This window comes from Aliivibrio sp. A6 (assembly GCF_028765505.1).
GTDB classification, from domain to species: domain Bacteria; phylum Pseudomonadota; class Gammaproteobacteria; order Enterobacterales; family Vibrionaceae; genus Aliivibrio; species Aliivibrio finisterrensis_A.
Window position 1 is genome coordinate 69,056 of record NZ_JARACR010000012.1, and the last position, 26,525, is coordinate 95,580.

Annotated in this window: 21 protein-coding genes; 6 read left to right on the plus strand and 15 right to left on the minus strand. The window is 38.3% G+C overall.

All coding sequences use genetic code 11. From position 1 onward, the window contains the following. Window positions 1-29 precede the first annotated feature (29 nt). Window positions 30-494 carry a hotdog fold domain-containing protein gene (locus PVK70_RS09170; protein ID WP_130048073.1) on the minus strand — a complete coding sequence of 155 codons (465 nt, stop codon included), beginning with the start codon at window positions 492-494 and terminating at the stop codon, window positions 30-32. A gap of 181 nt (window positions 495-675) precedes the next feature. Here PVK70_RS09170 and fcrX point away from each other — a divergent pair, with 181 nt between their 5' ends. Continuing rightward, window positions 676-1,119, plus strand: a complete 444-nt coding sequence (gene fcrX, locus PVK70_RS09175; protein WP_060990432.1) for a ferric iron uptake transcriptional regulator FcrX — start codon at window positions 676-678, stop codon at window positions 1,117-1,119. Window positions 1,120-1,193: 74 nt separating this feature from the next. Here the strand turns inward: fcrX and glnS are convergent, their stop codons facing one another. Further along, the gene (gene glnS / locus PVK70_RS09180; protein ID WP_130048074.1) at window positions 1,194-2,852 is read right to left on the minus strand and encodes a glutamine--tRNA ligase; all 1,659 of its coding nucleotides are present in this window, start codon (window positions 2,850-2,852) and stop codon (window positions 1,194-1,196) included. A gap of 175 nt (window positions 2,853-3,027) precedes the next feature. Then, entirely contained in the window at window positions 3,028-4,518 is a 1,491-nt protein-coding gene (gene nagE, locus PVK70_RS09185; protein WP_130043112.1) for an N-acetylglucosamine-specific PTS transporter subunit IIBC, read from the minus strand. A 400-nt stretch (window positions 4,519-4,918) separates the two neighbouring features. On the opposite strand from nagE, the gene nagA reads away from it, so the two are divergent. The 4 genes from nagA (at window position 4,919) to asnB (ending at window position 10,912) form a co-directional block, all read left to right on the plus strand. Further along, on the plus strand, window positions 4,919-6,055 hold the full coding sequence (nagA, locus tag PVK70_RS09190) for an N-acetylglucosamine-6-phosphate deacetylase (protein WP_130048075.1): 1,137 nt from the start codon (window positions 4,919-4,921) through the stop codon (window positions 6,053-6,055). A gap of 1 nt (window position 6,056) precedes the next feature. Next, a complete protein-coding gene (nagC, locus tag PVK70_RS09195; protein ID WP_130048076.1) occupies window positions 6,057-7,271 on the plus strand; it encodes a DNA-binding transcriptional regulator NagC in 1,215 nt (404 codons plus the stop codon). 84 nt (window positions 7,272-7,355) lie between these two features. Beyond that, a complete protein-coding gene (locus PVK70_RS09200; RefSeq protein WP_130043109.1) occupies window positions 7,356-8,960 on the plus strand; it encodes a cation:proton antiporter family protein in 1,605 nt (534 codons plus the stop codon). Between the two features lie 284 nt (window positions 8,961-9,244). Continuing rightward, a complete protein-coding gene (gene asnB, locus PVK70_RS09205; RefSeq protein WP_130048077.1) occupies window positions 9,245-10,912 on the plus strand; it encodes an asparagine synthase B in 1,668 nt (555 codons plus the stop codon). A 51-nt stretch (window positions 10,913-10,963) separates the two neighbouring features. Here the strand turns inward: asnB and rfaH are convergent, their stop codons facing one another. After that, window positions 10,964-11,455, minus strand: a complete 492-nt coding sequence (gene rfaH, locus PVK70_RS09210; RefSeq protein WP_130048078.1) for a transcription/translation regulatory transformer protein RfaH — start codon at window positions 11,453-11,455, stop codon at window positions 10,964-10,966. Between the two features lie 382 nt (window positions 11,456-11,837). Here rfaH and PVK70_RS09215 point away from each other — a divergent pair, with 382 nt between their 5' ends. Next, window positions 11,838-13,190, plus strand: a complete 1,353-nt coding sequence (locus tag PVK70_RS09215) for a peptide MFS transporter (RefSeq protein WP_130048079.1) — start codon at window positions 11,838-11,840, stop codon at window positions 13,188-13,190. A 116-nt stretch (window positions 13,191-13,306) separates the two neighbouring features. On the opposite strand, the gene PVK70_RS09220 is transcribed toward PVK70_RS09215, so the two are convergent. The 11 genes from PVK70_RS09220 to htpG form a co-directional block, all read right to left on the minus strand. Continuing rightward, a complete protein-coding gene (locus tag PVK70_RS09220) occupies window positions 13,307-13,612 on the minus strand; it encodes a ComEA family DNA-binding protein (RefSeq protein WP_130043105.1) in 306 nt (101 codons plus the stop codon). Between the two features lie 179 nt (window positions 13,613-13,791). Next, window positions 13,792-15,648: a peptidylprolyl isomerase gene (gene ppiD, locus PVK70_RS09225; protein ID WP_130048080.1), complete on the minus strand. Its 1,857-nt coding sequence runs from the start codon at window positions 15,646-15,648 to the stop codon at window positions 13,792-13,794. 202 nt (window positions 15,649-15,850) lie between these two features. Beyond that, window positions 15,851-16,123, minus strand: coding sequence for an HU family DNA-binding protein (locus tag PVK70_RS09230; RefSeq protein WP_165366788.1), 273 nt, complete (start codon window positions 16,121-16,123; stop codon window positions 15,851-15,853). Between the two features lie 173 nt (window positions 16,124-16,296). Beyond that, window positions 16,297-18,648 carry an endopeptidase La gene (lon, locus tag PVK70_RS09235; RefSeq protein ID WP_130048081.1) on the minus strand — a complete coding sequence of 784 codons (2,352 nt, stop codon included), beginning with the start codon at window positions 18,646-18,648 and terminating at the stop codon, window positions 16,297-16,299. A gap of 131 nt (window positions 18,649-18,779) precedes the next feature. Further along, window positions 18,780-20,066, minus strand: a complete 1,287-nt coding sequence (gene clpX / locus PVK70_RS09240) for an ATP-dependent protease ATP-binding subunit ClpX (RefSeq protein WP_130043101.1) — start codon at window positions 20,064-20,066, stop codon at window positions 18,780-18,782. An 86-nt stretch (window positions 20,067-20,152) separates the two neighbouring features. Next, window positions 20,153-20,776, minus strand: coding sequence for an ATP-dependent Clp endopeptidase proteolytic subunit ClpP (gene clpP / locus PVK70_RS09245; RefSeq protein WP_012549607.1), 624 nt, complete (start codon window positions 20,774-20,776; stop codon window positions 20,153-20,155). A 105-nt stretch (window positions 20,777-20,881) separates the two neighbouring features. After that, a complete protein-coding gene (tig, locus tag PVK70_RS09250; protein WP_130048082.1) occupies window positions 20,882-22,180 on the minus strand; it encodes a trigger factor in 1,299 nt (432 codons plus the stop codon). A 71-nt stretch (window positions 22,181-22,251) separates the two neighbouring features. Beyond that, a complete protein-coding gene (locus tag PVK70_RS09255) occupies window positions 22,252-22,440 on the minus strand; it encodes a hypothetical protein (protein WP_130048083.1) in 189 nt (62 codons plus the stop codon). Window positions 22,441-22,531: 91 nt separating this feature from the next. Next, window positions 22,532-23,497, minus strand: a complete 966-nt coding sequence (gene hemH, locus PVK70_RS09260) for a ferrochelatase (RefSeq protein WP_130048084.1) — start codon at window positions 23,495-23,497, stop codon at window positions 22,532-22,534. Window positions 23,498-23,580: 83 nt separating this feature from the next. Then, window positions 23,581-24,225, minus strand: a complete 645-nt coding sequence (gene adk / locus PVK70_RS09265) for an adenylate kinase (protein WP_130043098.1) — start codon at window positions 24,223-24,225, stop codon at window positions 23,581-23,583. A gap of 264 nt (window positions 24,226-24,489) precedes the next feature. Beyond that, a complete protein-coding gene (gene htpG / locus PVK70_RS09270) occupies window positions 24,490-26,388 on the minus strand; it encodes a molecular chaperone HtpG (protein WP_130048085.1) in 1,899 nt (632 codons plus the stop codon). Window positions 26,389-26,525: the final 137 nt, after the last annotated feature.

Below are 26,525 nucleotides of genomic sequence, written 5' to 3' on the forward strand. Positions count from 1 at the left end.
TACTTATCTCTTAAAATAGATAGAGAGCATTATCTAAATTGTGGTTTTTTTCTCACATATAACGTTCTATTCACTCTTGCTACCACCTTTCCTTTTTTATCATATATATACACCTCAAATTGTGGAAAATGCTTCTCCCCCTCTTTTGTTGCTTGTTTTATTTCTGCTAACTGCCCATCAGATATCACAAAATGTGCGTATAAGTCGGTGGTTCCTGGTGAAATAAAATCAATCTCTGACTGTTTATCCCATACAAAATACTCTTCTCTTAGAATCCCCATTAACATGAATGAAAACACAGGATCGGTCATCGAAAAAATGCTACCTCCATATTGAGTTCTATTCGCATTTCTATTCCAAAATCGGTCTTTCAAAATAACACTAACCTCTTGAAAGTTTGATGAAATATTTGCGATTGAGATCCCAGCGCCCCAAAATGGTGGCCAAATATTAAGTGCCCTTCTAACAATTTTTGGGGTAAAGTACTTATACATATTGATCAATCCTTAATTCTGGTCGGACCTCATCATAATTTATTCATTAACAAAAGATCAACATCTATTTTTTTGTAAGAGATCGTACAGATAAGGTATCAACTGGATTGAATGTTCCCTATAATTAAGTTATTAAAACTGCACAAAAAATCGATGCAGAATGTCAATACAGGAAAAGTCGATGTCAGATAACAACCAAGCACTAAAAAAAGCCGGTTTAAAAGTCACTCTACCGCGCCTTAAAATTTTAGAAGTGCTACAACAACCAGATTGCCAACACATTAGTGCAGAAGATTTATATAAAAAATTAATCGATATTGGTGAAGAGATTGGTCTTGCTACCGTATACCGCGTATTAAACCAATTCGATGACGCAGGTATTGTTACTCGTCACCACTTCGAAGGCGGTAAATCCGTTTTTGAACTAGCAACTCAGCACCATCATGACCACCTAGTTTGCCTAGATTGCGGTAAAGTAATCGAATTCTCTGATGAAATGATTGAAGAACGTCAAAAAGAGATCGCAAAAAAATACAATGTTCGATTAACTAATCACAGTTTATATCTATACGGCCACTGCATTACTGGTGATTGTATTGATAATGATGACGCTCATAACGGTTAATACCGTAAATTTTAGTCATAAAAAAACCAGCATTTCTGCTGGTTTTTTATTATCAATTAATCACTTAGTCAGGATTAACCTTCCCAAGTATCACGTAAACCTACTGTACGGTTGAATACAAGAGCTTCTGGCTTAGAATCTTTGTTATCAATACAGAAATAGCCTGTACGCTCAAACTGATAACCAGCCTCTGCTTCTGCCGTTGCTAAGCTCGGTTCAACAAAACCGTTCATTACAACTAATGATTCAGGATTAATACTCTCTGAAAAATCTTCTAGCGCTGCAGGGTTTGGTACATTAAACAGACGATCATACAAACGAATTTCTGCTGGTAACGCTTTATCTGCTGATACCCAGTGAATCACCCCTTTAACCTTACGGCCGTCAGCTGGATTCTTACCTAGCGTTTCATCATCGTAGCTACAAAAGATCGTCGTCACATTACCCGCTTCATCTTTTTCAATACGATTCGCTTGAATAACATAAGCACCACGTAAACGAACTTCTTTACCAAGAACTAAACGCTTGTACTTTTTATTCGCTTCTTCACGGAAGTCATCTTGTTCGATGTATACTTCACGTGTAAATGGAACATCACGCTTGCCCATTTCAGGTTTGTTAGGATGATTAGCAATACTAAGCGTCTCAACTTTACCTTCTTCGTAGTTTTCAATTACGATTTTAACAGGCTCAAGTACCGCCATTGCACGAGGTGCGTTCTCATTTAAATCATCACGAATACACGATTCTAATGAACCAAACTCGATCATATTCTCTTGCTTAGTTACACCAATTCGCTTACAGAACTCACGAATAGAGGCAGCAGTAAAACCACGACGGCGTAAACCAGAAACCGTAGGCATACGAGGGTCATCCCAACCATTAACCAATTTCTCAGTTACCAGCTCGTTTAGCTTACGCTTAGACATGATCGTATATTCTAGGTTTAGGCGACTAAACTCATACTGACGAGGCTGACAGTCAATCGTAATATTTTCCAATACCCAATCGTATAAACGACGGTTATCTTGGAATTCTAATGTACAGATTGAATGGGTAATGCCTTCAAGCGCATCCGAAATACAATGTGTAAAATCGTACATTGGGTAGATACACCACTTATCACCCGTTTGATGATGAGAAGCGAAACGAATACGATAAATAACAGGATCACGCATTACGATAAATGAAGAAGCCATATCGATTTTTGCACGAAGACAAATCGTACCTTCTTTAAATTTACCATCACGCATTTGTTCAAATAACGCAAGGTTATCTTCTACACTACGGTCACGGTATGGACTGTTTTTACCTGGCTCTTTTAACGTACCGCGGTATTCACGAATTTGATCTGATGTTAGCTCATCAACATAAGCCAAACCTTTTTCAATAAGTTCTACAGCGTAATCGTATAATTTATCAAAATAATTTGAAGAATAGTGAATATCACCACTCCAATCAAAGCCTAACCATTTTACGTCGTTCTTAATAGACTCAACGTACTCAATATCTTCTTTTTCAGGGTTAGTGTCATCAAATCGTAGATTACACTGTCCCTGGTAATCTTGTGCAATACCAAAATTCAAACAGATAGATTTTGCGTGTCCGATATGCAGATAGCCATTTGGCTCTGGCGGGAAACGAGTATGGACACTGGAATGTTTACCTGACTTTAAGTCTTCATCAATGATTTGACGGATAAAGTTGGTAGGACGAGTTTCAGTTTCACTCATCTAAAGCACCTCATTGGTATTAGTATTGTTAGAAAGAACAGATTGTTCATATCTCCCTATGATCCACAATTATGCGTCAATACTCAATATATAGAATCAAATAGTTTCTTTATTTCCATAAAAAAAGCCGCTCTAAGGAGAGCGGCTTGTCTATTTTGAGCTAATTACTCAATAATTATGGTAATGCAACTGCTGTTAGGTCTTCAGAAGCTGGGATTTTTTTCATTTCGCCAGCTACGATTTCAGCAAGAGGACCAAGGATAACTTGAACGTTGTTTGAACCAAGTTTAACCACACCCATTGCACCTAGAGCTTTAAGTTGCTTCTCGCTAATTACGCTAGTGTCTTTAAGAGTTAGACGTAAACGAGTGATACAAGCATCGATGTTTTCTAGGTTTTCGTGACCACCTAGAGCTTTAAGGTATTGTTTCGCTAGTTCACCAGTTTCTTTTGAACCACGAACTGAGCTTTCTTCTTCATCGTCATCTTCACGGCCTGGAGTCTTAAGATTAAACTTAACGATTACAGCGCGGAATACGAAGTAGTAAACTGCAAAGAATACGATACCTTGGATAATTAGCATGTACCAATTAACAGCTAGAGGGTTACGAGTAGAAAGAACCATATCTACTAGACCTGCAGAGAAACCGAAACCTGCAATCCACTGCATAGATGCCGCGATGAATACTGAGATACCTGTTAATGCTGCGTGAAGTACGTAAAGCCCTGGAGCTAGGAACATGAATGAGAACTCTAGTGGCTCTGTAACACCCGTAAAGAATGATGCGAAACCAGCAGCAATCATAATACCTGCTACTTTTTCTTTGTTCTCAATTTTAGCTGTATGGTAAATAGCTAATGCTGCACCTGGTAGACCAAACATCATGATTGGGAAGAAACCAGCTTGGTACATACCTGTAACACCTACAGTTGCTGTACCTTCAGCGATAGACTTAGCGCCACCTAGGAAGTTAGGGATATCGTTAATACCAGCAACATCGAACCAGAACACTGAGTTAAGTGCATGGTGAAGACCAACTGGAATTAGTAGACGGTTGAAGAATGCATAGATACCAGCACCAACAGAACCCATACCTTGAATTGATTCACCGAAATGTACTAGGCCACCGTAAATTGAAGGCCAAATGTACATAAGAATAAATGCAATTAAGATACCTGCAAAAGAAGTTAGGATAGGTACAAGACGTTTACCAGAGAAGAATGCAAGTGCTTTATGCAGTTCTACCGTAGAGAAACGGTTGTAGATCTCAGCAGATACGATACCAACTAGGATACCTACAAACTGGTTATTGATTTTGCTAAATGCAGCAGGAACTGCAGAAGGATCAATACCCTGAATTTGAGCTACTGCTCCTGGTGAAAGAAGAGTAGTAACAACTAGGAAACCAACAAAGCCAGAAAGTGCTGCTGCACCGTCTTTATCTTTAGACATACCATAAGCAACACCGACTGCGAACAGTACAGACATGTTGTCGATGATAGCCGCACCAGCTTTAATTAAAAACGCTGCTAGTGCACTGTTGCCACCCCAAGCTACCGGGTCAATCCAGTAACCAATACCCATTAAAATTGCTGCTGCAGGTAATGTAGCAACTGGTACCATCAGTGCTTTACCTACTTTTTGAAAATATCCTAAAATATTCACCTTTAGTTTCCCCCTATAAGGATTTTAGATTTTTTTTGAACAGCGCTGTTTGTTTACTATAAACTTATTTCGCTACTCGTTATAAACAGGGTCAGTGTAAGGGATTAATTTCGCTCCGCAAATTAAAAGCAAGCTAATTGTGATCACTATCACCTGTGGAGGGAATATTTAGGGGTTTTTGCTAGCGAGATCATAAAACTTATTTTATCATTCAAAAGAATAAAACATTAGGAATAAAATTTGGCAAATTAAACGCCAAACTTTGTCATTACTGAACGTAACATTTAGGTAACTTGAGTGTGCCGCTCAGTAAGCAGTTCTATTTTCACTTGCTTAAAAATTTCAACGAAAAAAGTTATTATTTTTTTCGTACTATAAATTATAACCAAAGGATTCAGCTATGTATGCGCTAACAAACTGTAAAGTTTATACTGGTAACGACGTTCTTGTTGACCACTCTGTTATTATCAATGGAACAGAGATCGAAGCCGTTTGTCCAACCACAGAATTGCCTGAAGGTATCGAATTAAAAGATCTTGATGGTGCAATTTTAAGCCCTGGATTTATTGACCTTCAGCTTAATGGCTGCGGCGGTGTAATGCTGAATGATCAAATCACAGCCGAAACCATGCAAATCATGCACGAAGCAAACTTAAAATCAGGTTGTACAAGCTTCCTGCCAACATTAATCACATCCTCTGATGAAGATATGCGCGCATCAATAGAAGCCGCTCGTGAATACCACAACAAATATCAAAACCAATCACTAGGTCTACACCTTGAAGGTCCATACCTAAACGTGATGAAAAAAGGCATTCATAGCGTTGATCATATTCGTCATTCAGACACAGACATGATTCAATTAATGTGTGATAACGCTGATTTAATCGCTAAAGTAACACTGGCACCAGAGCAAAACGACCCTGAGCATATTGAGCGTCTTCATAAAGCAGGTATCGTTGTTTCAATAGGCCACACTAATGCAACTTATGCAGAAGCTCGCCAAGGGTTTGAATCAGGCATCACATTTGCTACACACTTATTTAATGCGATGACACCAATGGTTGGTCGTGAACCTGGTGTTGTCGGCGCTATCTATGATACGCCAGAAGTTTATGCTGGGATCATCGCTGATGGCTTCCATGTTGACTATGCAAACATCCGTATTGCACACAAAATAAAGAAAGAAAAGCTAGTATTAGTGACCGATGCCACAGCTCCTGCAGGTGCTGACATGGAATACTTTATTTTTGTTGGTAAGAAAGTATATTACAAGGATGGTAAATGTGTTGATGAAAATGGCACATTAGGCGGCTCAGCTCTGACTATGATTGAAGCAGTTCAGAATACAGTTGAGCACGTTGGAATCGCTTTAGATGAAGCTTTACGTATGGCAACGTTATACCCAGCTCAAGCAATTGGTGTGGATAATAAACTTGGCCGAATCAAAAAGAACATGGTTGCTAACCTTGCTATCTTTGATCGTGACTTCAATGTAAAAGCGACTGTTGTTAACGGACAATACGAGCAAAGTTAATATGACTGACGGACAAATTGGTAATGTAGATCTTGTAAAACAATTAAACAGTGCGGCTGTTTATCGTTTAATCGACCAAAAAGGCCCGATTTCTCGAATTCAAATCGCTGATGTTAGCCAGCTTGCTCCGGCAAGTGTTACCAAAATAACCCGTCAATTATTAGAGCGCGGCTTAATTAAAGAAGTCGCGCAACAAGCATCAACCGGTGGTCGAAGAGCTATCTCTTTGACTACCGAAACAGACCCTTTCCATTCAATTGCTGTACGTTTAGGGCGAGACTATATTCAGTTGAGCCTTTTTGACCTTTCAACAAAAGAATTGGCCTCTGAATATCACGAGTTTCATTACTCTCATCAACAAGAATTACTTGATGGTTTAAATCAATTACTCCAACACTTTATTACACGTAATCAAGACACGATTAAACAATTAATCGCTATTGGTATTACGCTACCAGGTTTAGTTAATCCAGAAACTGGTGTTGTAGAATACATGCCTAATACCGACATTGATAAATTGGCATTAGCTGATTTCATTAAAGAAACATTTAAAACTCAATGTTTCGTTGGTAATGATGTTCGTGGACTTGCTCTTGCTGAGCATTATTTTGGCGCATCACGCGATTGCTATGATTCTATTTTAGTCAGTGTTCACAGAGGTACTGGTGCTGGGATCATTGTAAATGGTAAAGTTTTTCTTGGTCATAACCGTAATGTCGGTGAAATTGGCCACATTCAAATAGATCCAATTGGTGATAAATGCCAGTGTGGCAATTTCGGCTGCTTAGAGACTGTTGCTGCAAACCCAGCTATTATTTCTCGAGTTAATAGCTTATTAAAGCAAGGTTATCCTTCTAGCCTTTCGCAAATTGAAAAAATTACCATGTCTGATATTTGTCATGCCGCAAATCATGGCGATGAGCTAGCAACACAAACGTTACTACGTGTTGGTAATCAACTTGGTAAAGCCATCGCGATGACCATCAACTTGTTTAATCCACAGAAAATCATTATTTCAGGTGCGATCACTCAGGCTGACAAAATCGTATTTGCTGCAATTCATAACTGTATTAAGAATCAATCACTAACTGCATTCCACAAAGATTTGCCAATTGTGGCTTCAGAGCTTCATAACCAACCAACAATTGGTGCTTTTTCTATGGTGAAACGAGCAATGCTAAATGGTGTATTGTTACAAAAATTACTTGATGAATAATCACGACTGACTTTTCACGTGTTATCATTCTAAGGGTTGCGAATAGCGACCCTTTTTTTTGAATACCACTAGGAAAATAAGTATATGGAGTTACTTTTTATCATTGCAGCTTTTGTAATGGGTTTTATTGCACTAAAAATTAATTTACCCCCTCTTGTTGGTTTTTTATTAGCTGGCTTTGGTTTGCATGCTCTTGGCTTCCAATCTAATGATGCACTTTCAACTTTTGCAGATCTCGGCGTTACGCTTTTACTTTTTTCTATTGGATTAAAATTAGATATAAAAACCTTACTTGCTAAAGAAATCTGGTTAGGTGCAACGCTTCATAATGTTTTTTCTACCCTCTTTTTCACTTTTGCATTATTAGGCCTTAAACTTCTTGGCATCACAATGCTTGCTGATATAGGCACTGCACAGTTGGTTCTTTTTGGTTTTGCTCTCTCTTTCTCAAGCACTGTTTTTGCGGTCAAAGCGCTTCAAGAAAAAGGGGAGATGAACGCCACATATGGCACACTGGCCATTGGTATTCTGGTCATGCAAGATATCTTTGCGGTTGTATTTTTAACTGCATCAACAGGAAAAATCCCAGAGATAACTGCATTAGCTCTATTTGCCCTGCCACTACTTCGCCCTCTATTTTTCAAATTATTAGATTGGGCAGGTCACGGCGAAATGTTGGTTCTTTATGGTATTTTCTTAGCGCTTGTTGCTGGTGCAGGAACCTTTGAACTTGTTGGCATGAAGCCTGATCTAGGAGCACTTATTTTAGGCATGTTACTGGCGGGACACTCGAAAGCCTCTGAGTTATCTAAATCTCTCTTTAATTTAAAAGAAATTTTACTTATCTGTTTCTTCCTAAATATCGGCTTATCTGCTGCCCCTACTATTTCAGGTTTAGGATTAGCGCTGATTTTGATCTTGCTACTTCCAGTTAAAGGACTTCTGTATTTTATTATCATCAATAAGTTCAAATTTAGGGTACGGACCTCACTTCTCGCTTCTCTTACATTATTTAATTACAGTGAGTTTGGACTTATCGTGGGTGGTCTTGCCTTTAAAATGGGATGGTTACCTGGAGATACATTAGTGGCCATTGCCATTGCTGTATCCATCTCGTTCATTATCTCAGCACCGTTAAATAACTTTGGTCATTCCATTTATCAACGCTCTCGTCATTGGCTAAAAGAACATACCGCTGAACGGTTAAATCCGATGGATAAATTAATTAACCCAGGACGAGCTCAAATTTTGATTTTAGGGATGGGCCGTATCGGTAGTGGAGCTTATGATGAGCTCAAAGAGAAGTATGGCGACATTATTTTAGGTATTGAACTTCGTGAAGAATCAGCAAGACATCACCAGAGCTTAGGTCGAAATGTTATTTCTGGCGATGCAACCGACCCAGATTTTTGGGAACGCATCCTTTCAACATCTCACGTAAAGTTAGTGCTGTTAGCAATGCCAAATCATCAAGGTAATCAATTTGCTTTAGAGCAATTACAATCACGTAATTACCAAGGTCAAACGGCAGCTATTGCAGCTTATAATGACCAAATAGATGGTTTAATTGAACAAGGTGTTGATGCTGCATTTAATATTTACCATGAAGCTGGTAGTGGTTTTGCTCGACATGTAAGTGAACAATTAAACCCACAATTTAATCAACAAAAAGAATATATGAAATCCTAATTTCTTGATAGTAACTTACTCATTGCTCAGGATCAGATTAGAGTTACGTTAAACTTTAATCTGATTTTTTTATAAACATCCCCCTCTCCTTCATTATTTTGTTTAAAAAGCCAACTTCAATTAACGATCCAACACCAAAATAGTAAAAATATTAAATATTATTTAATTAGGTTATCTATTTGTGATTTTATTTGTATTTCTGGGTTGCTTTTTTTAGTGATAATGGCAAATTGTAGACAAGACAATAATTTACTATAAAAATTAAGAAGAGATAGAGGGAACTTATGTGCTCGATTTTTGGAATTCTAGATATTAAAAGTGATCCAACCCCATTGCGAACTGCAGCACTTGAAATGTCAAAAAAACTACGTCATCGCGGCCCTGACTGGTCAGGTATTTATTCATCAGATAAAGCAATTTTAGCACATGAGCGTCTTGCTATTGTTGGCTTAAATAGCGGAGCTCAACCACTTTACAGCGAAGATAAAAAACACATTTTAGCTGTTAATGGTGAGATCTATAACCATAAAGAATTACGCGAAAAGTATGCCGACGATTACGCCTTCCAAACAGACTCTGATTGTGAAGTTATCCTAGCACTATACCGTGAAAAAGGTGCCGATCTTTTAGAAGACTTAAACGGTATTTTTGCCTTTATTCTTTATGATGAAGAAAAAGATGAATATTTAATTGGCCGTGACCATATAGGTATCATTCCTATGTATCATGGGCATGATGAACATGGGAACTATTATGTGGCATCAGAAATGAAAGCCTTAGTTCCTGTCTGTAAATCAATTAGTGAATTCCCTCCTGGTCACTTCTACTCTTCAAAAGATGCTGAACCTACACGTTATTATGTACGTGATTGGATGGATTATGATGCGGTTAAAGATAACCCAACAAGCAAAGAAGACCTTAAACAAGCTCTAGAGGATGCCGTTAAGCGCCAATTAATGACTGACGTTCCTTATGGTGTTCTTTTATCTGGTGGTTTGGATTCATCTATTACTTCAGCTGTTGCGAAAAAATTTTCAGCGATGCGTATTGAAGATAACGAGAAATCTGAAGCTTGGTGGCCACAATTGCATTCCTTTGCCGTTGGTCTAGAAGGCGCTCCTGATTTAAAAGCAGCTCGTGAGGTTGCTGATAAATTAGGGACAGTACACCATGAAATGACATATACAATCCAAGAAGGTTTAGATGCGATTCGTGATGTTATTTATCATATCGAAACTTACGATGTAACCACTATCCGAGCTTCAACACCTATGTTCCTTATGGGTCGAAAAATTAAAGCCATGGGTATTAAAATGGTACTTTCTGGTGAAGGGGCTGATGAAATCTTTGGTGGTTACTTATATTTCCATAAGGCACCCAACAAAAAAGAATTCCACGAAGAAACGGTTCGTAAACTGCTTGCTTTAAATATGTTTGATTGTGCTCGTGCAAACAAATCTCTTGCAGCTTGGGGCGTAGAAGGTCGTGTGCCTTTCTTAGATAAAGAATTTATTGATATCGCTATGCGCTTAAACCCACAAGATAAAATGTGTGGTAATGGTAAAATGGAAAAACACATTCTTCGTGAATGTTTTGAAGATTATCTTCCTGAGTCGATTGCTTGGAGACAAAAAGAGCAGTTCTCTGATGGCGTGGGTTACAGCTGGATTGATACATTACGTGAAACTGCTGAAGCCAAGGTCACCGATCAGCAAATGGAATCAGCTAAACTCCGCTTCCCTTATAATACGCCAACTACAAAAGAAGGTTATGCGTATCGCGAGATATTTGAAGAGCTATTTCCTCTGGAAGATGCCGCAAAATGTGTCCCTGGAGGCCCATCAGTAGCTTGCTCATCAGCAAAAGCAATTGAATGGGATGAGTCATTCCAAAATTGTGTTGACCCATCAGGTCGTGCAGTGCAAGCCGTTCATAATGAAGCTTATAGCTAATCCTTACATCTGAACTAAAAAAAGCGCCTTTATAAATGGGCGCTTTTAAAATTAAAAATCCATATTTGTATTATCTACTTTAATCTCAACTTTCTTATTAATTAACGTAATCAGTAAGATAGAACGTTTCTCTCCATCAGGTTCTTTATATATAGCGTCAGCCCCCATAAAAGGACCATCACAAATACCTACCGATTGCCCAACTTTGGGTAATTCATCAACCGTTATATTCTTTGGTTTTTCAGCACTTTTAAGTGAATAGATAAGATCGCCTTGTAGAACTTTAGGCTTAGCACCAAACCGAATAAAATCACTCACACCTCGTGTCGAACGAACGGTTGTAAATGAGGGTCCTTGCTCAAAATCAAATCGAACAAACATATAACAAGGAAATAGAGGCTCTATAATAAGCTTTTTCTTTCCTCTTACTATTTTTTCTACTTCTATTTCAGGGTAATAGCACTCCACCTGTTGATTTTCAAGATGTTGCTTTGCTCTCTGTTGCTCTCCACGCTTGCAGTAGAGTAAATACCATTCTTTCATTGTCTTTATACCTAGCCAACCTGCTGTAAAGCATATCACGCAACTCAGTTCAAAAAAATATATAGCGAGTACATCGCAGCTAAAACCTTCGTTTGAAATGTTAAATACAAAAAAAACCGCCAAAGAAGTTTAAAAAACCAAAATAAACAAAAATACAAACACATTAAACCAAATTAAACCACCAGATTAGAATTAGATATCTAAATGAACTTAAAACCCAGCACCCAAAGATGTAACAGAATATTTTTGTTTCTAAATATTTCAATGAGTTAATATGTTAACTAAATCACATAAATTTGTACAATGTTGCAGTCGTAACCATCGAAGCGTATAAATTTAACTATATAAGAAGAATAAAATTTCATTATAAAAAGAGAGCACTATGCCAAACAACAAATTAATCATGGGACACCCTAAAGGATTGTTCTTACTTTTTGGAACCGAGTTATGGGAGCGATTCTCTTATTATGCAATGAGAGCCATTCTAGTTCTGTATTTAACAGATAGAACAATTAACGGTGGTTTAGGCTGGACAGTTAAAGACGCATTAAGCCTTTATGGTACCTATACTGCATTAATGTATATCACACCCCTTATTGGTGGCTGGTTAGCTGATAACCACCTAGGTCAACGTAAATCATTGCTGATTGGTGGATTTTTAATGGTCATTGGCCAATTCACCCTTGCATTACCACACGATATTCTTCCATTTTCAGTTGAATCTTTATTCTATACAGGCTTAGCTTTCTTAATTGCGGGTAATGGCTTATTTAAACCGAATGTATCAACTATGGTTGGCGATTTATATGAAAATGGAGATAACCGTCGTGATGGCGCGTTTACCATTTTTTATATGGGCATTAACTTAGGCTCATTACTTGCTGGTGTTGTATCAGGTTCGGTTACAGGCTTATGGGGCTGGAAAGCTGGCTTTGCTGCTGCTGGTATCGGTATGATTATAAGCTTAATCATCCAATCTCTATTTGCTCAACGTTTTTTAGGTGACATTGGTGTTCGTCCTGCTGCTCACATTGCAAAAGAAAAAGCCGAAGCAAAAGGAGCGTCTCCAACCGCATTAAGTAAAATCGAAATCGATCGCTTAAAAGTAATCATGGTTATGGGGTTATTTGTTATTGTGTTTTGGGCAGGCTTTGAACAAGCTGGTGGCCTAATGAATATATATTCTCAACAATATACAGATAGAATGATTGGTTCTTTTGAAGTGCCTGCGGCATGGTTTCAATCACTTAATCCATTTTTCATCATCACATTTGCTCCCCTTATTGCTATCTTATGGGTTAAATTAGGCCCTAAAGAACCAAGCTCACCAATTAAGTTTGCTTTAGCGTTATTTTTTCTAGCTATTGGTTTTCTTTGTATGGTCGGAGCGGTTATGGAGCAAGGTGGCGATCTGACAATTAAAACATCTATGTATTGGTTAGTCGGTGCTTACTTCTTCCATACTCTAGGTGAACTATGCTTATCTCCAATTGGTTTATCATTGGTCACTAAACTTGCACCATTACGTTTAGCGTCACTAATGATGGGAACATGGTTTGGCTTTAATGCTATTTCTAACTATATTGCTGGTGTTGTCGGCTCGCATGTTGAAAGCCTTGGAGCATTAGATATCTTCGCTGGTATCGCTATTGCTTCTGCTATTTCAGGTGTATTACTGCTAATAATCTCAGGAACACTTATTCGCTGGATGCATGGTGCTGAAAAAGCACACTGATACCAATTTTGCTATAAACAAGAACGATCAAGTATTTGTATAGATTGGTATAATTACTTATTACATTAAAAATAAAGGCGACCTTAAATTAATAAGGTCGCCTTTTTACTTTATTCTTACAGTATGATTCGATTTCGATTCTTCTCTACTAATTTATCGCCTATCCCTTTTACCTTCGATAAATCATCTACCGTAACAAACTTTCCATTTGATTTTCTATAATCAACAATAGCTTGAGCTTTTGAATCTCCAATGCCTATTAATAGCGTTTTAAGCTCCTCTGCTTCAGCCTCGTTGATATTAATGACGACATCTATCCCTTCATGCTTACCTGAGTCTTTGACTTCAGCAAGGGCAGCTCCGCTTGAAAATAAAATAATAGCGAGAAAGAAAGAATTGATTAAAGAGATTATACGTTTCATTTGCATTCCTTTTTATTGATTAAATGATCGATATCAGATACTTCAGAAATTCGACTTCCATCTGTCATCACAAAAAGAATAAATAATATGAATAGTAAATCCCATTAAAGGGTTGCAAAAACACGACGGGCCCCATTAAGGGGCCCGTCTGTTTTATTTATCAATTACAAATAAATTGATTACTGCTCTAATAATGGATAGCTGATATCAGAGTTAGCTTTTAAGGTATCTAATGTTGCCGTTAAATCTTGCTGAGTTTGAGTTCTTAGTAAACGTGTCGCTACTTGCTCAATCATAGCATCGTTACCCAACTCTAATACACCATCCAAAGCAACAATGACATGATTACCTTGACGATCCATGACTTGCGCATAGGTTGATGTGCCTTGCTCAGGTTTCTGCAAACGATATACATCATTTGCTAATTCATCCGCTCGAGTGATCATTCTTGCTTCAGTGAAATTTAATTCATTATCAGCTAAGTAATTTGTTTCACCCTTATTAAGAGCAGCAATCACACCTTGAGCAAGCTCTAATGCTTTTTGTTCACCTTTTGATTGTGATAAACGAGCTACAACGTTTTGTTTCACATCTTCTAAAGGCAAGACGGCTTCATCACGAACGTCCTCAACTCGAACAACAATAATATGTTCAGGTGCAATTTCAATCACATCAGAATTCAGACCATCTTCTTTCACTTCAGCACTGTAAATTGCTTGCAAAACCGCTTGGCTTGCTAACGCTTCTGGTGCATCTACCTGAGAAAAGAAATCAGTTGTTATAATTGTCGCATTTACCGCTTCAGCAGCATCATCTAAAGAATCCGGTGATTCAAATGCCTTCTCTGCTAGCTCTGTTTGTAAGCTATAGAATGCATCTGCGGCATGCTCATCAACAAGGAAAGCTTTGATTTCAGCACTTACTTCTGCCAGAGGTTTTGTTGTTGGCTTTTCAACACCATTCAATTGAATAATGTGATAACCAAATGCAGATTTAACCACGCCAGAGTAATCACCAACATTAACTAATTGGAAAGCAACATCTTCAAATTCAGGATCGATAACACCACGCTCAATCCAACCTAAAGAACCACCTTCTTTTGCTGTCGGGATATCTTGAGATGCATCTTTAGCAACAGCCGCAAAATCTTCACCCGCATCTAAACGAGCAAGAACCGCTTTAGCATCTGCTTCATCACCGTTAATTAGAATGTGGCTAACTTCACGTTTCTCTTGCGTAGAATACTTATCTTGATTTGCTTGATAATACTCTTTGACTTCATCATCAGAAATTGGAGCTTGGTCTTTTAGTGACGCGCCAGATAATTCAATGTAAGCAACTTTAACTTGCTCTGGTCGAACAAATTGTTGTTTATTAGCATTATAAAATTCTTTAACTTCTTCTTCTGATACCGCTGCTTTTTCAGCAAATTCAGTCGTATTCAAAGTAATCGTTCTGATTTCACGCTGTTGAGTTTCTAATGCATTTTGCGCATTAACTTCACTTGGCAACGTAAACTCTGTTGACTCTAAAGCTAAAATTAGTTGATTACGAACTAAGTCTTGGCGCAAATATTCTGCAAAACTATCAGAGCTAAAACCTGCACGACGAAGTGCTATGTTGTAAATCTCTTCATCAAACTTGCCGTCTTTTTGAAATTGAGGCATTGATAGGATCGCTTGACGAATTTGTTCATCACTAACACGTAAACCTAGATCTTGAGCTTGGTTATCGAGTAATGCATCATTAACCATACGGTCTAATACTGATTTACGGAATTGTTCAACATAAGCAGGATCACCTAGCAGAGTTGAGAAGTAGTCACCCAACTGTGATTGCATACGGTTACGCTCATTTTGATAAACTTGTTCAAACTCGTTTCGAGTAATTTCTCGTTCACCAACCTTCGCTGCTATTGGTTGACTGCCACCGACTAAATAACTACCTACACCTGCAAATACAAATGAGAAAATAATTAGACCGAGAATGATCTTAACTGCAAGGCCTGTTGAACCTTCGCGAATTCGATCCATCATAATATGTCTTAACTCCTAATCACTGAGCGGAATACTCTATTCCTAAGAAAGTGTTTCAATTTCTATTGATAGTGAAAATAAAAAATAGTTCAACAAAAGAAAAATTTAACAATAAAAAAGCGCATCATTGGATGCGCCTATGACTCAATCTCTAGTCTACTAGCGTTACGCTAGCTTGTGTAGAGTTTTATCTTTATTTCGATTAGTTACACGCATCTTTCAGTGCTTTACCCGCTTTAAATGCAGGTACTTTTGCAGCAGAAATCTCAATTGCTTCGCCAGTTTTAGGGTTACGGCCTGTACGCGCTGCACGCTCACGAACAAGAAACGAACCAAAGCCAACAAGCGTTACTTGCTCGCCACTTTTTAGTGTCTCTGTTACTGTTTCAACTAAAGCGTCTAAAGCGCGACCAGCCGCAGCTTTTGAGATGTCAGCATTATCAGCAATTTGATCTACTAATTGAGATTTATTCACGGTATTCCCCTTTAAATTATTCATTCAATGATTAATGAACGAGTCCATATTTAGATATTTGATGAGTGAATTAATCTTCACACAATTAGGCTTAACTTAGCGATATCAATATAAGCTGACAAGTCATTTCGGCTCGTCAGCCCTGTTATATCAACGTTTTTTGCTGCACATCACTATTTAGATGCTTCAACACTAAAACCTTGAGGATCATTTTTAAGCGCCAAGGTTAATACTTCATCAATCCACTTAACTGGATGCACAGAAAGATCAGCAATTACATTTGCTGGAATTTCTTCTAAATCACGTGCATTATCCTTTGGAATAATGACAGTTTTAATACCACCACGATGTGCTGCAAGCAATTTCTCTTTCAAGCCACCAATCGGCAGTACTTCACCACGTAGGGTAATTTCACCTGTCATTGCAACATCAGAACGAACCGGGTTACCTGTTAAGCTTGAAACGAGAGCAGTACACATGCCAATACCAGCACTTGGACCATCTTTTGGTGTAGCACCTTCAGGCACATGAACATGGATATCACGTTTCTCGTAGAAATCAGGATTAATACCTAGTTTTTCAGCACGAGTACGAACTACTGTCATTGCCGCTTGAATAGACTCTTTCATTACATCGCCAAGTGAACCTGTGTAAGTTAACTTGCCTTTGCCAATCATAGATTCTGCTTCAATTGTCAGTAAATCACCGCCAACTTCAGTCCATGCTAAACCAACGACTTGACCAATACGATCTTCATCATCGGCTTTACCATAATCACAACGTTGAACACCTAAGAAATCTTTTAAATTTTCCTGATTAATCGTTACTTTCTTAATCGTTTTATCTAATAAGATTTGTTTTACCGCTTTACGGCACAATTTAGAGATTTCACGTTCTAAACTACGCACACCAGCTTCACGTGTGTAATAACGGATAATGCCCATTATTGCTGAATCGTCAATTTCAATTTCATTTGCTTTTAAGCCATTACGCTTAATTTGCTTGTTCAATAGATGACTTTTCGCAATATTCAATTTCTCGTCTTCTGTATAACCAGACAGGCGAATTACTTCCATACGATCCAATAATGGGCCTGGAATATTCATTGAGTTAGAGGTTGCAACAAACATGACATCAGATAAATCGTAATCCACTTCTAAGTAGTGGTCACTGAATGCGCTGTTTTGCTCCGGATCAAGCACTTCTAATAAAGCAGAAGCAGGATCACCACGCATATCAGATGACATCTTATCGATTTCATCCAATAGGAAAAGTGGGTTCTTGACTTCAACTTTAGATAATTTTTGGATTAGTTTACCTGGTAATGAACCAATGTAAGTACGACGGTGACCACGAATTTCGGCTTCATCACGAACACCACCTAAAGCCATACGTGTATATTTACGACCCGTCGCTTTAGCAATAGATTGACCAAGTGACGTTTTACCAACACCAGGAGGACCAACTAAACATAAGATTGGACCTTTAAGTTTCGTTACTCGGCTTTGTACTGCTAAATATTCAAGAATCCGTTCTTTAACACGCTCTAAACCATAATGGTCTGCGTTTAAGATTTCTTCTGCTTTCGCTAAATCTTTTTTCACTTTTGAACGTTTAAACCAAGGCACGCCAACCATACAATCGATGTAGCTACGAACCACGGTTGCTTCAGCAGACATTGGAGACATCATCTTCAACTTTTGAAGCTCTTGTTCTGCTTTTTCTTGAGCTTCTTTTGGCATTTTGGCATCTACAATTTTTTGTTGTAGAGCTTCAAATTCATCAGGAGCATCATCCAAATCACCAAGTTCTTTTTGAATTGCTTTCATTTGCTCATTCAAATAGTACTCGCGTTGGCTTTTTTCCATCTGCTTTTTAACACGACCACGGATACGTTTTTCGATTTGTAATAAATCGATTTCCGATTCCATCATGCTCATTAAAAACTCTAAACGCGCGATAACATCAGTAAGCTCTAACACTTCCTGCTTATCAACCAATTTTAGAGGCATATGAGCGGCAATCGTATCTGCAAGACGCGCTGCATCTTCAATCCCATTAAGTGAAGTTAATACTTCAGGTGGGATTTTTTTGTTTAATTTGATAAAACCTTCAAATTGATTAATTGCAGAGCGCATAATCACTTCTTGCTCGGCATCATCAATAATTGGAGTCAGCAAAAACTCAGCATCTGCTGTAAAGAAATCAGCCTCTAAAAACTGATGAATTTTTGCACGTTGTTGACCTTCAACTAATACTTTAACTGTGCCATCAGGCAATTTTAATAATTGTAAAATTGTCGCAATTGTACCAACACCGTGTAAATCATCTAATTGTGGCTCTTCTTTAGCTGCTTCTTTTTGTGCCACAAGTAGGACTTGTTTATTCTGCTCCATTGCCGCTTCTAGACAACGAATCGATTTTTCACGGCCCACAAACAGTGGAATTACCATATGCGGATACACCACTACATCACGTAATGGTAGAACTGGTATCTCAATGCGCTCGGAACGCTCCAGGTTCATATTCTTCTCTCTTTCCGTCAGTATCTATAGAAATAATATGGGGGCAAGTCGCTAAGAATCAACATTATTTTCAATTAAAAATAAAAAAGGAGGCCAATGCCTCCTTTTTGTCTATTTATTAGCTAAATACACTATTCTGCAGATATTGCTTTTGATTCTGTATTTTCAAACATTAATAGCGGTTCTGATTCGCCATTAATTACAGATTCGTCGATAACTACTTTAGAAACGCCTTCTTTTGATGGCAATTCATACATAGTATCCAATAATACTGCTTCTAAGATTGAACGAAGACCACGAGCACCTGTTTTACGATCCATTGCTTTTTTCGCAATCGCTTTTAATGCGTCTTCACGGAATTCAAGTTCTGCGCCTTCTAAATCAAATAATGCACCATATTGCTTAGTTAATGCATTTTTAGGTTGGCTTAGTATTTGAACTAAAGCTTCTTCATCTAGCTCAGTCAGAGTTGTAGTTACTGGTAAACGACCAATAAATTCAGGGATCAGACCAAACTTAACAAGATCTTCTGGTTCAATTTGCTTAAATAAATCACCAATGGTTGCTTTATCATCTTTTGAACGAACTTCAGCAGCAAAGCCAATGCCCGTACCTGTAGCAACACGTTGCTCAATCACTTTATCTAAGCCAGCAAATGCACCACCACAGATAAACAAGATCTTAGAAGTATCTACTTGTAAAAACTCTTGCTGTGGATGCTTTCGGCCACCTTGAGGTGGTACTGATGCAATAGTACCTTCAATCAATTTCAATAGTGCTTGCTGAACACCTTCACCAGATACATCTCGTGTAATTGATGGGTTTTCAGACTTACGAGAAATTTTGTCAATTTCATCGATATATACAATGCCACGCTCTGCTTTTGCAGGGTCGTAATCGCATTTTTGTAGTAGCTTTTGAATGATGTTTTCAACATCTTCACCTACATAACCCGCTTCTGTTAATGTGGTTGCATCCGCCATTGTAAACGGTACATCCAAGAAACGCGCTAGAGTCTCAGCAAGCAGTGTTTTACCACTACCTGTTGGTCCGATAAGAAGGATATTACTTTTACCAAGCTCTACGCCATCTTTTGTAGTGTCGCCATTACGTAAACGCTTGTAGTGATTATATACGGCAACCGCTAGTACTTTTTTCGCATGCTCTTGACCAATAACATAGTCATCTAAATGCGCACGAATATTTTGCGGTGTCGGTAATGCTTCACTACTCTCTTTTGGAGACAGAGTATTATCTTTTAGCTCTTCGCGAATAATGTCGTTACATAAATCAACGCACTCATCACAAACATAAACAGAAGGACCTGCAATTAGTTTACGAACTTCATGCTGGCTTTTTCCGCAAAAAGAGCAATATAGTAACTTTCCACTATTTTCGTCTTTACGCTTGTCTGTCATTTGCTAACCTCTTAAACGTTGCCTTTATGCTGTAAGTTTATACTAACTTACCTTCTTTGCTGTAAACGTTACTGCTTTTTTATTAATTAGTCACGCTTATTTAACACAGCATCTACAAGACCGTATTTCACTGCATCATCTGCTGCCATGAAATTATCACGATCTGTATCTTTTTCGATCACTTCTAAAGGCTGACCTGTATGCTCTGCAAGCAATGTATTCAACTTCTTCTTAATCGTTAAGATTTCTTGAGCATGAATTTGAATATCTGATGCTTGACCTTGGAAGCCGCCAAGTGGTTGGTGAATCATCACACGAGAGTTAGGCAGAACATAACGTTTGCCTGGTGCGCCACCTGCAAGTAAGAAAGCGCCCATAGAACATGCTTGACCCATACATACTGTGCTCACATTTGGCTTAATAAACTGCATTGTGTCGTAAATTGACATACCAGCAGTCACAGAGCCACCTGGAGAGTTAATGTATAGGAAGATATCCTTATCTGGGTTTTCAGACTCAAGGAAAAGCAACTGAGCCACAACTAAGTTGGCCATGTGATCTTCAACTTGACCTGTTAAAAAGATAACACGCTCTTTTAACAGACGGGAATAAATATCATACGAACGCTCACCACGTGAAGTTTGCTCAACAACCATAGGAACAAGTGCATCCATAATAGAAGGCATTGCATTGTTTTCTTGATAGCTCATAACCGTATCCCTTATAAAATAAATGGTCCGAATGACGCTTCATTCGGACCATTATTAGCAGATCTTGTGAAACTAAGTCAACTAACTACTTAATTAAATTAGAAATTAAGCAGGTTGTTGATTCATTAGTTCGTTAAAGCCAACTTCTTTTTCAGAAACTTGTGCTTTAGCAAGGATTGCATCGATAGCTTGTTCTTCTAGAGCAACATTACGCATGTTGTTCATCATTTGCTCATTACCTTCGTAGTAAGCAACAACTTCTGTTGGATCTTCGTATGCAGAAGCCATTTCGTTGATAAGCGCTTTTACTTTCTCATCATCAGCTTTTAGTTCTTCAGACTTGATAACTTCACCAAGAAGAAGACCAACAACTACGCGACGTTTAGCTTGTTCTTCGAACAATTCACGTGGAAGCTCAGGAGCTGTGTCAGCGTTGCCGCCAAAACGTTGAACTGCTTGTTGACGTAGTACTTCAACTTCTTGATCAATAAGAGCAGAAGGAACGTCGATGTTGTTTTGCTCAACTAAACCGTTGATAGCTTGTTCTTTGATCTTGTTTTTAACAGCTTGAGCTAATTCACGCTCCATGTTCTTACGAACTTCAGCTTTAAGACCTTCAACGCCACCTTCAGCGCCAAACTTAGCAACGAATTCGTCATTCAGTTCAGGAAGCTCACGAGCTTCAACTTTAACTACAGTGATAGCGAATTGTGCCGCTTTACCTTTTAGGTTTTCTGCGTGGTAGTCTTCTGGGAAGTTAACGTCAATAGTTACTTCTTCGCCAGCTTTCTTACCTTTGATACCATCTTCAAAACCAGGGATCATACGACCTTGGCCCATTTCTAGAGGGAAGTTATCTGCTTTACCGCCTTCAAATTCTTCACCATCGATAGAACCAACGAAGTTGATTGTAGCGCGAGTACCGTCTTCAGCAGCAACGTCAGCATCAGCCCAAGTAGACTGTTGCTTACGTAGTGTTTCTAGCATTTCTGCTACGTCTTCGTCTTTAACTTCAACTTGTGGTTTTTCAACAACAACTTTGTCTAGGCCTTGAAGTGTTACTTCTGGGTAGATTTCAAATGTTGCAGTGAATACTAAATCTTGACCTTCAGCAAATTCTACTGGTGCGAATGTTGGAGCGCCAGCTGGGTTGATTTTGTCTTTAATGATCGCTTCAATGAAGTGACGTTGCATAACTTCACCCATTTTGTCGTTACGAACTGCACTACCGTACATTTTAGCAACCATCTTCATTGGCACTTTACCTTTACGGAAGCCATCAAAGCGACGATTTTTAGCGATATTAAGAAGCTCAGCATTTACAGCGTCTTCAATGTTTGCCGCTGGTACAGTAATAGTTAGAACGCGCTCTAGGCCTTCTTTAGTTTCAACAGTAACTTGCATGTTTATATAAACCTCAAAATCGACTCAGGTTCTCTGAGTTTGCGACAAAAAATACGTGTCGCATCCTTGCGTTACAGGTCTAATAAAATAGAAACCGTAACCCCTATGATTCGTGATACCAATTGGGTATCTTCTTTTATCTGCTTAATATGAATAATAAGTAGATCGCGTACTTTAATTAAATAAAATACGGCATTTAGCCAAGTGGCAAAATAAGACGCGATATTGTAGCGATCTGACCCATCTATGTCGAGACTCACTACACACGTTGATAATCTTTAATAAGAAATTGGGCAATTGGTTAGTCTTTTCAACCCTTTTAACTGCTTTTTTTATTAAAAAAATTCATTTTTATGCTGAAATCTTACTTTTTACAATATCTGCCATCATTTCAATATGTAATTCATCATCATTTAAACATGGAATAAAGGTGTATTTTTGACCACCAGCCTCCATAAATATCTCTTTACACTCTTCTGAAAGCTCTTCTAAGGTTTCTAAGCAATCAGACGAAAATGCAGGACTAATGATATCTAATGATTTAATTCCTTTTGGAGTAAGTTCAGTTAACATCTCTGAAGTATAAGGTTGCAACCACGCTTCTCGCCCAAAACGGGATTGATAGCTCATGCCTATTTGTTCAGATGTTAATCCTAATTCTTGAGCAAGCAATTCTGTCGTTCGTTCACAATGTTTTGCATAAATATCGCCATTATCAACAAAACGCTGTGGGATCCCATGATACGAACATAATACATAATCACCTTTGCCCTTCTTCTTCCATGAAAGACGGATAGATTCAGCAAGGGCTTTAATATAGAGAGGGTGATCATGATAATTATGAACAAGTGAGAAGTCGGGTAATACCGATGTGGTTTTATATTGCTTAGCAATTTGATCAAACACGGCTGCTGAGGTAGTTCGGGAATATTGAGGATACAGGGGTAAAATGACTATTTCATCACATCCTTGAGCCTCTAAACGCTCAATCCCTGATTTAATGCTTGGTTCTCCATAAGTCATACCTAGCTCAACTGGCACATTTAAAAATGAATGCAATGCTGCCGCTTGACGTTTTGAATAGACCATTAACGGTGAACCTTCGTCCATCCAAACACTTTCATATAACTTCGCCACTTTAGGCGCTCTTATAGGTAGGATGACACCATGGAGTAATGGACACCAAAGAAAGCGATTCATATCAACAACACGTTTATCATGTAAAAATTCAGATAAAAAGGTTTTTACTGCTGATGTGGTTGGTGCGGTTGGCGTACCTAAATTAACTAATAGCACCCCTGCTTTTTTATTATTCACAGTTATTATCCATTATTGTCTATAAAAAAAGGCGACCGATAAGGTCGCCTTCAATATAACAATAAATTACTGACTACGTAAGATTACGCTAGTGCTTTTTCGATCTCAGCGCTAACTTCAGCAACTAACTTAGTACCATCAAATTTAAGGTACTGAGTTTTACCTGCTTCCGCTTCTTTATTGTAGTAAGCGATAAGTGGCGCAGTTTGCTCATGGTAGATACCTAGGCGAGCAAGTACTGTTTCAGGTTTATCATCTTCACGAATAACAAGAGGTTCACCAGTTACATCATCTTGGCCTTCAACTTGAGGCGGGTTAAATGTAACGTGATAAGTACGACCAGAAGGTAAGTGAGCACGACGGCCAGACATACGCTCAACGATTACTTCGTCAGCAACATCAAACTCAAGAACGTAATCGATAGATACACCGTTCTCTTTTAAACCATCCGCTTGAGGAATTGTACGAGGGAAACCATCTAGTAGGAAACCTTTAGCGCAATCTTCTTGAGCAATACGCTCTTTAACAAGACCAAGGATGATCTCATCAGATACAAGTTGACCAGCATCAATTACAGATTTAGCTTGTTTGCCTAGCTCTGTTCCCGCTTTAATAGCAGCACGTAGCATGTCACCTGTAGAGATTTGTGGAATACCATATTTATCCATGATGAACTGAGCTTGAGTACCTTTACCCGCACCAGGTGCACCTAAAAGGATGATACGCATTGTTTTCCCCTTAAAAAATAATCTTGGAATTTATACCAAACCTTACAAGTAAAAATGACAACTACTTATAAACTTAGGTATAAGTTTTATTTATAAAAATAAGTCGTGAAAGATACACGGAACTGATAAAGCTATCAAGTTTGCGATGAAAAAAGCAAAAATAACCGCTAAATAGAGTCTATTTCGTAACAATAAAAAAACAATGAGACCTTAGTGTAAAATGCATAGGTCTCATTGCGTTTATCTAGATTACGGTATTATCTATTATTTAGATAATAATTGATTCATTGCACTTAAAAATTGCGATGGATCATCTAAAGAACCACGTTCAGCTAACATAGCTTGGCCAAGCAGCATTTCAACCCAACGACCGAATGCTTCTTCATCCGCTTCATCTGCCATTTGCTTGATAAGAGCATGTTCTGGATTTATTTCAAAAATGTACTTCACCTCAGGAGCAGCTTGACCAGCGGCTTCTAGAAGTTTTGCCATTTGTGTACCCATTTCAAAATCATCGGTTACAACAACAGCGGGTGTCGTTGCTAGTTTGAAGGTTGTACGAACCTCTTTCACTCGGTCACCCAAGTATGATTTAGTACGCTCAACAACCGATTTGAACTCTTCTTCTGTTTCTTTTTGCTTTTCTTTTTCCGCTTCATCTTCAAACTTGCTTAAATCTAAGCCTGCTTTTGTGATTGATTGGAATTGCTTACCATCGAATTCAGTTAAGTAGCTCATCAGCCACTCATCGATACGGTCATACATTAGAACGACTTCAATGCCTTTTGCTTTAAATTGCTCTAGGTGCGGACTGTTCTTCGCCGCAGCATAGCTGTCTGCCGTTAGATAGAAGATCTTATCTTGTTCTTCTTTCATACGTTCAATATACCCAGCTAAGCTCATCGATTGCTCTGAACTGTCTTTATCCGTGGTAGCAAAACGCAATAAACCGGCAATTTTATCTTTATTCGCAAAATCTTCAGCCAAGCCTTCTTTTAGTACTTGTCCAAATTCTTTCCAGAAAGTTTGATATTTTTCATCATCTTTCTTCGCTGTTTTCTCAAGCATACCTAGTACACGCTTAGTACACGCGCTACGTAATGACTGAGTCACTTTATTATCTTGAAGAATTTCACGAGATACGTTTAGCGGAAGATCATTTGAGTCAATCAAACCCTTAACAAAACGTAGGTAACTCGGCATAAATTGTTCAGCGTCATCCATAATAAATACGCGTTGAACATACAGCTTCAAGCCACTTTTATGATCACGGTTCATCATATCAAACGGTGCTTTGGCTGGAATATATAGAAGGCTCGTGTAATCGTTTTTACCTTCTACTTTATTATGGCTCCACGTCAGTGGATCAGCAAAATCATGAGATACGTGCTTATAAAACTCTTGATACTCAGCATCTTCAATCTCTGATTTACTGCGAGTCCAAAGCGCTTGAGCCTTGTTTACTTGCTCCCACTTTCCTTCTTTATCTTTGCCTTCTTCGTCTTTTTCTACAGACCAAAGGGAAACAGGAATACCGATGTGATCAGAGTATTTACCAATCACTTCTTTTAGGCGCCACTCACTTAAGAACTCTTTACCTTCTTCACGCATATGAAGAATAATATCCGTACCGCGAGTTTCTTTAGTAATGTCTTCAATTGTATAGTCCCCCTCACCTTCTGAGTGCCACTGAACCGCTTGGTCTTTCGCTACACCCGCTTCACGAGTACGAACGGTTACAGCATCAGCAACAATGAACGCAGAATAGAAACCAACACCAAACTGACCAATCAATTGAGAGTCTTTACTTTGATCATCCGATAGTTTTGAAAAGAAATCAGCAGTGCCTGATTTAGCAATTGTACCTAAATGCTCAATCACATCTTCGCGGCTCATACCAATACCATTATCAGAAATGGTTAAGGTGTTTGCTGCCTCATTAAAAGATAATTTAACACCAAGGTCTGCATTACCTTCATAAAGATCACCATTTGATAGTGCTTTGAAACGCAATTTGTCAGATGCGTCTGATGCGTTTGAGATTAATTCACGTAAAAAGATCTCTTTATTAGAATATAAAGAGTGGATCATAAGATGAAGTAGTTGCTTAACTTCTGACTGAAAGCCGCGTGTTTCTTTGTTATTAATTGTTTGTTCGCTCATCTAAAACTCCGAAAATAACAGAATATATTTAACTTATTAATTGAAATAAGGACATCAATACCTCAATTCAAGGTAAAGCAATGTAAAAAACACTGTTTTTTTGCTTTTTTTATACTATAAAATGCGTAATGATAAGT

Coding starts and splice junctions, on each gene's coding strand:
- PVK70_RS09170 (WP_130048073.1), bottom strand. CDS start 494: ATGTATAAGTACTTTACCCCAAAAATTGTTAGAAGGGCACTTAATATT.
- fcrX (WP_060990432.1), top strand. CDS start 676: ATGTCAGATAACAACCAAGCACTAAAAAAAGCCGGTTTAAAAGTCACT.
- glnS (WP_130048074.1), bottom strand. CDS start 2,852: ATGAGTGAAACTGAAACTCGTCCTACCAACTTTATCCGTCAAATCATT.
- nagA (WP_130048075.1), top strand. CDS start 4,919: ATGTATGCGCTAACAAACTGTAAAGTTTATACTGGTAACGACGTTCTT.
- nagC (WP_130048076.1), top strand. CDS start 6,057: ATGACTGACGGACAAATTGGTAATGTAGATCTTGTAAAACAATTAAAC.
- PVK70_RS09200 (WP_130043109.1), top strand. CDS start 7,356: ATGGAGTTACTTTTTATCATTGCAGCTTTTGTAATGGGTTTTATTGCA.
- asnB (WP_130048077.1), top strand. CDS start 9,245: ATGTGCTCGATTTTTGGAATTCTAGATATTAAAAGTGATCCAACCCCA.
- rfaH (WP_130048078.1), bottom strand. CDS start 11,455: ATGAAAGAATGGTATTTACTCTACTGCAAGCGTGGAGAGCAACAGAGA.
- PVK70_RS09215 (WP_130048079.1), top strand. CDS start 11,838: ATGCCAAACAACAAATTAATCATGGGACACCCTAAAGGATTGTTCTTA.
- PVK70_RS09220 (WP_130043105.1), bottom strand. CDS start 13,612: ATGAAACGTATAATCTCTTTAATCAATTCTTTCTTTCTCGCTATTATT.
- ppiD (WP_130048080.1), bottom strand. CDS start 15,648: ATGATGGATCGAATTCGCGAAGGTTCAACAGGCCTTGCAGTTAAGATC.
- lon (WP_130048081.1), bottom strand. CDS start 18,648: ATGAACCTGGAGCGTTCCGAGCGCATTGAGATACCAGTTCTACCATTA.
- clpX (WP_130043101.1), bottom strand. CDS start 20,066: ATGACAGACAAGCGTAAAGACGAAAATAGTGGAAAGTTACTATATTGC.
- clpP (WP_012549607.1), bottom strand. CDS start 20,776: ATGAGCTATCAAGAAAACAATGCAATGCCTTCTATTATGGATGCACTT.
- tig (WP_130048082.1), bottom strand. CDS start 22,180: ATGCAAGTTACTGTTGAAACTAAAGAAGGCCTAGAGCGCGTTCTAACT.
- adk (WP_130043098.1), bottom strand. CDS start 24,225: ATGCGTATCATCCTTTTAGGTGCACCTGGTGCGGGTAAAGGTACTCAA.
- htpG (WP_130048085.1), bottom strand. CDS start 26,388: ATGAGCGAACAAACAATTAATAACAAAGAAACACGCGGCTTTCAGTCA.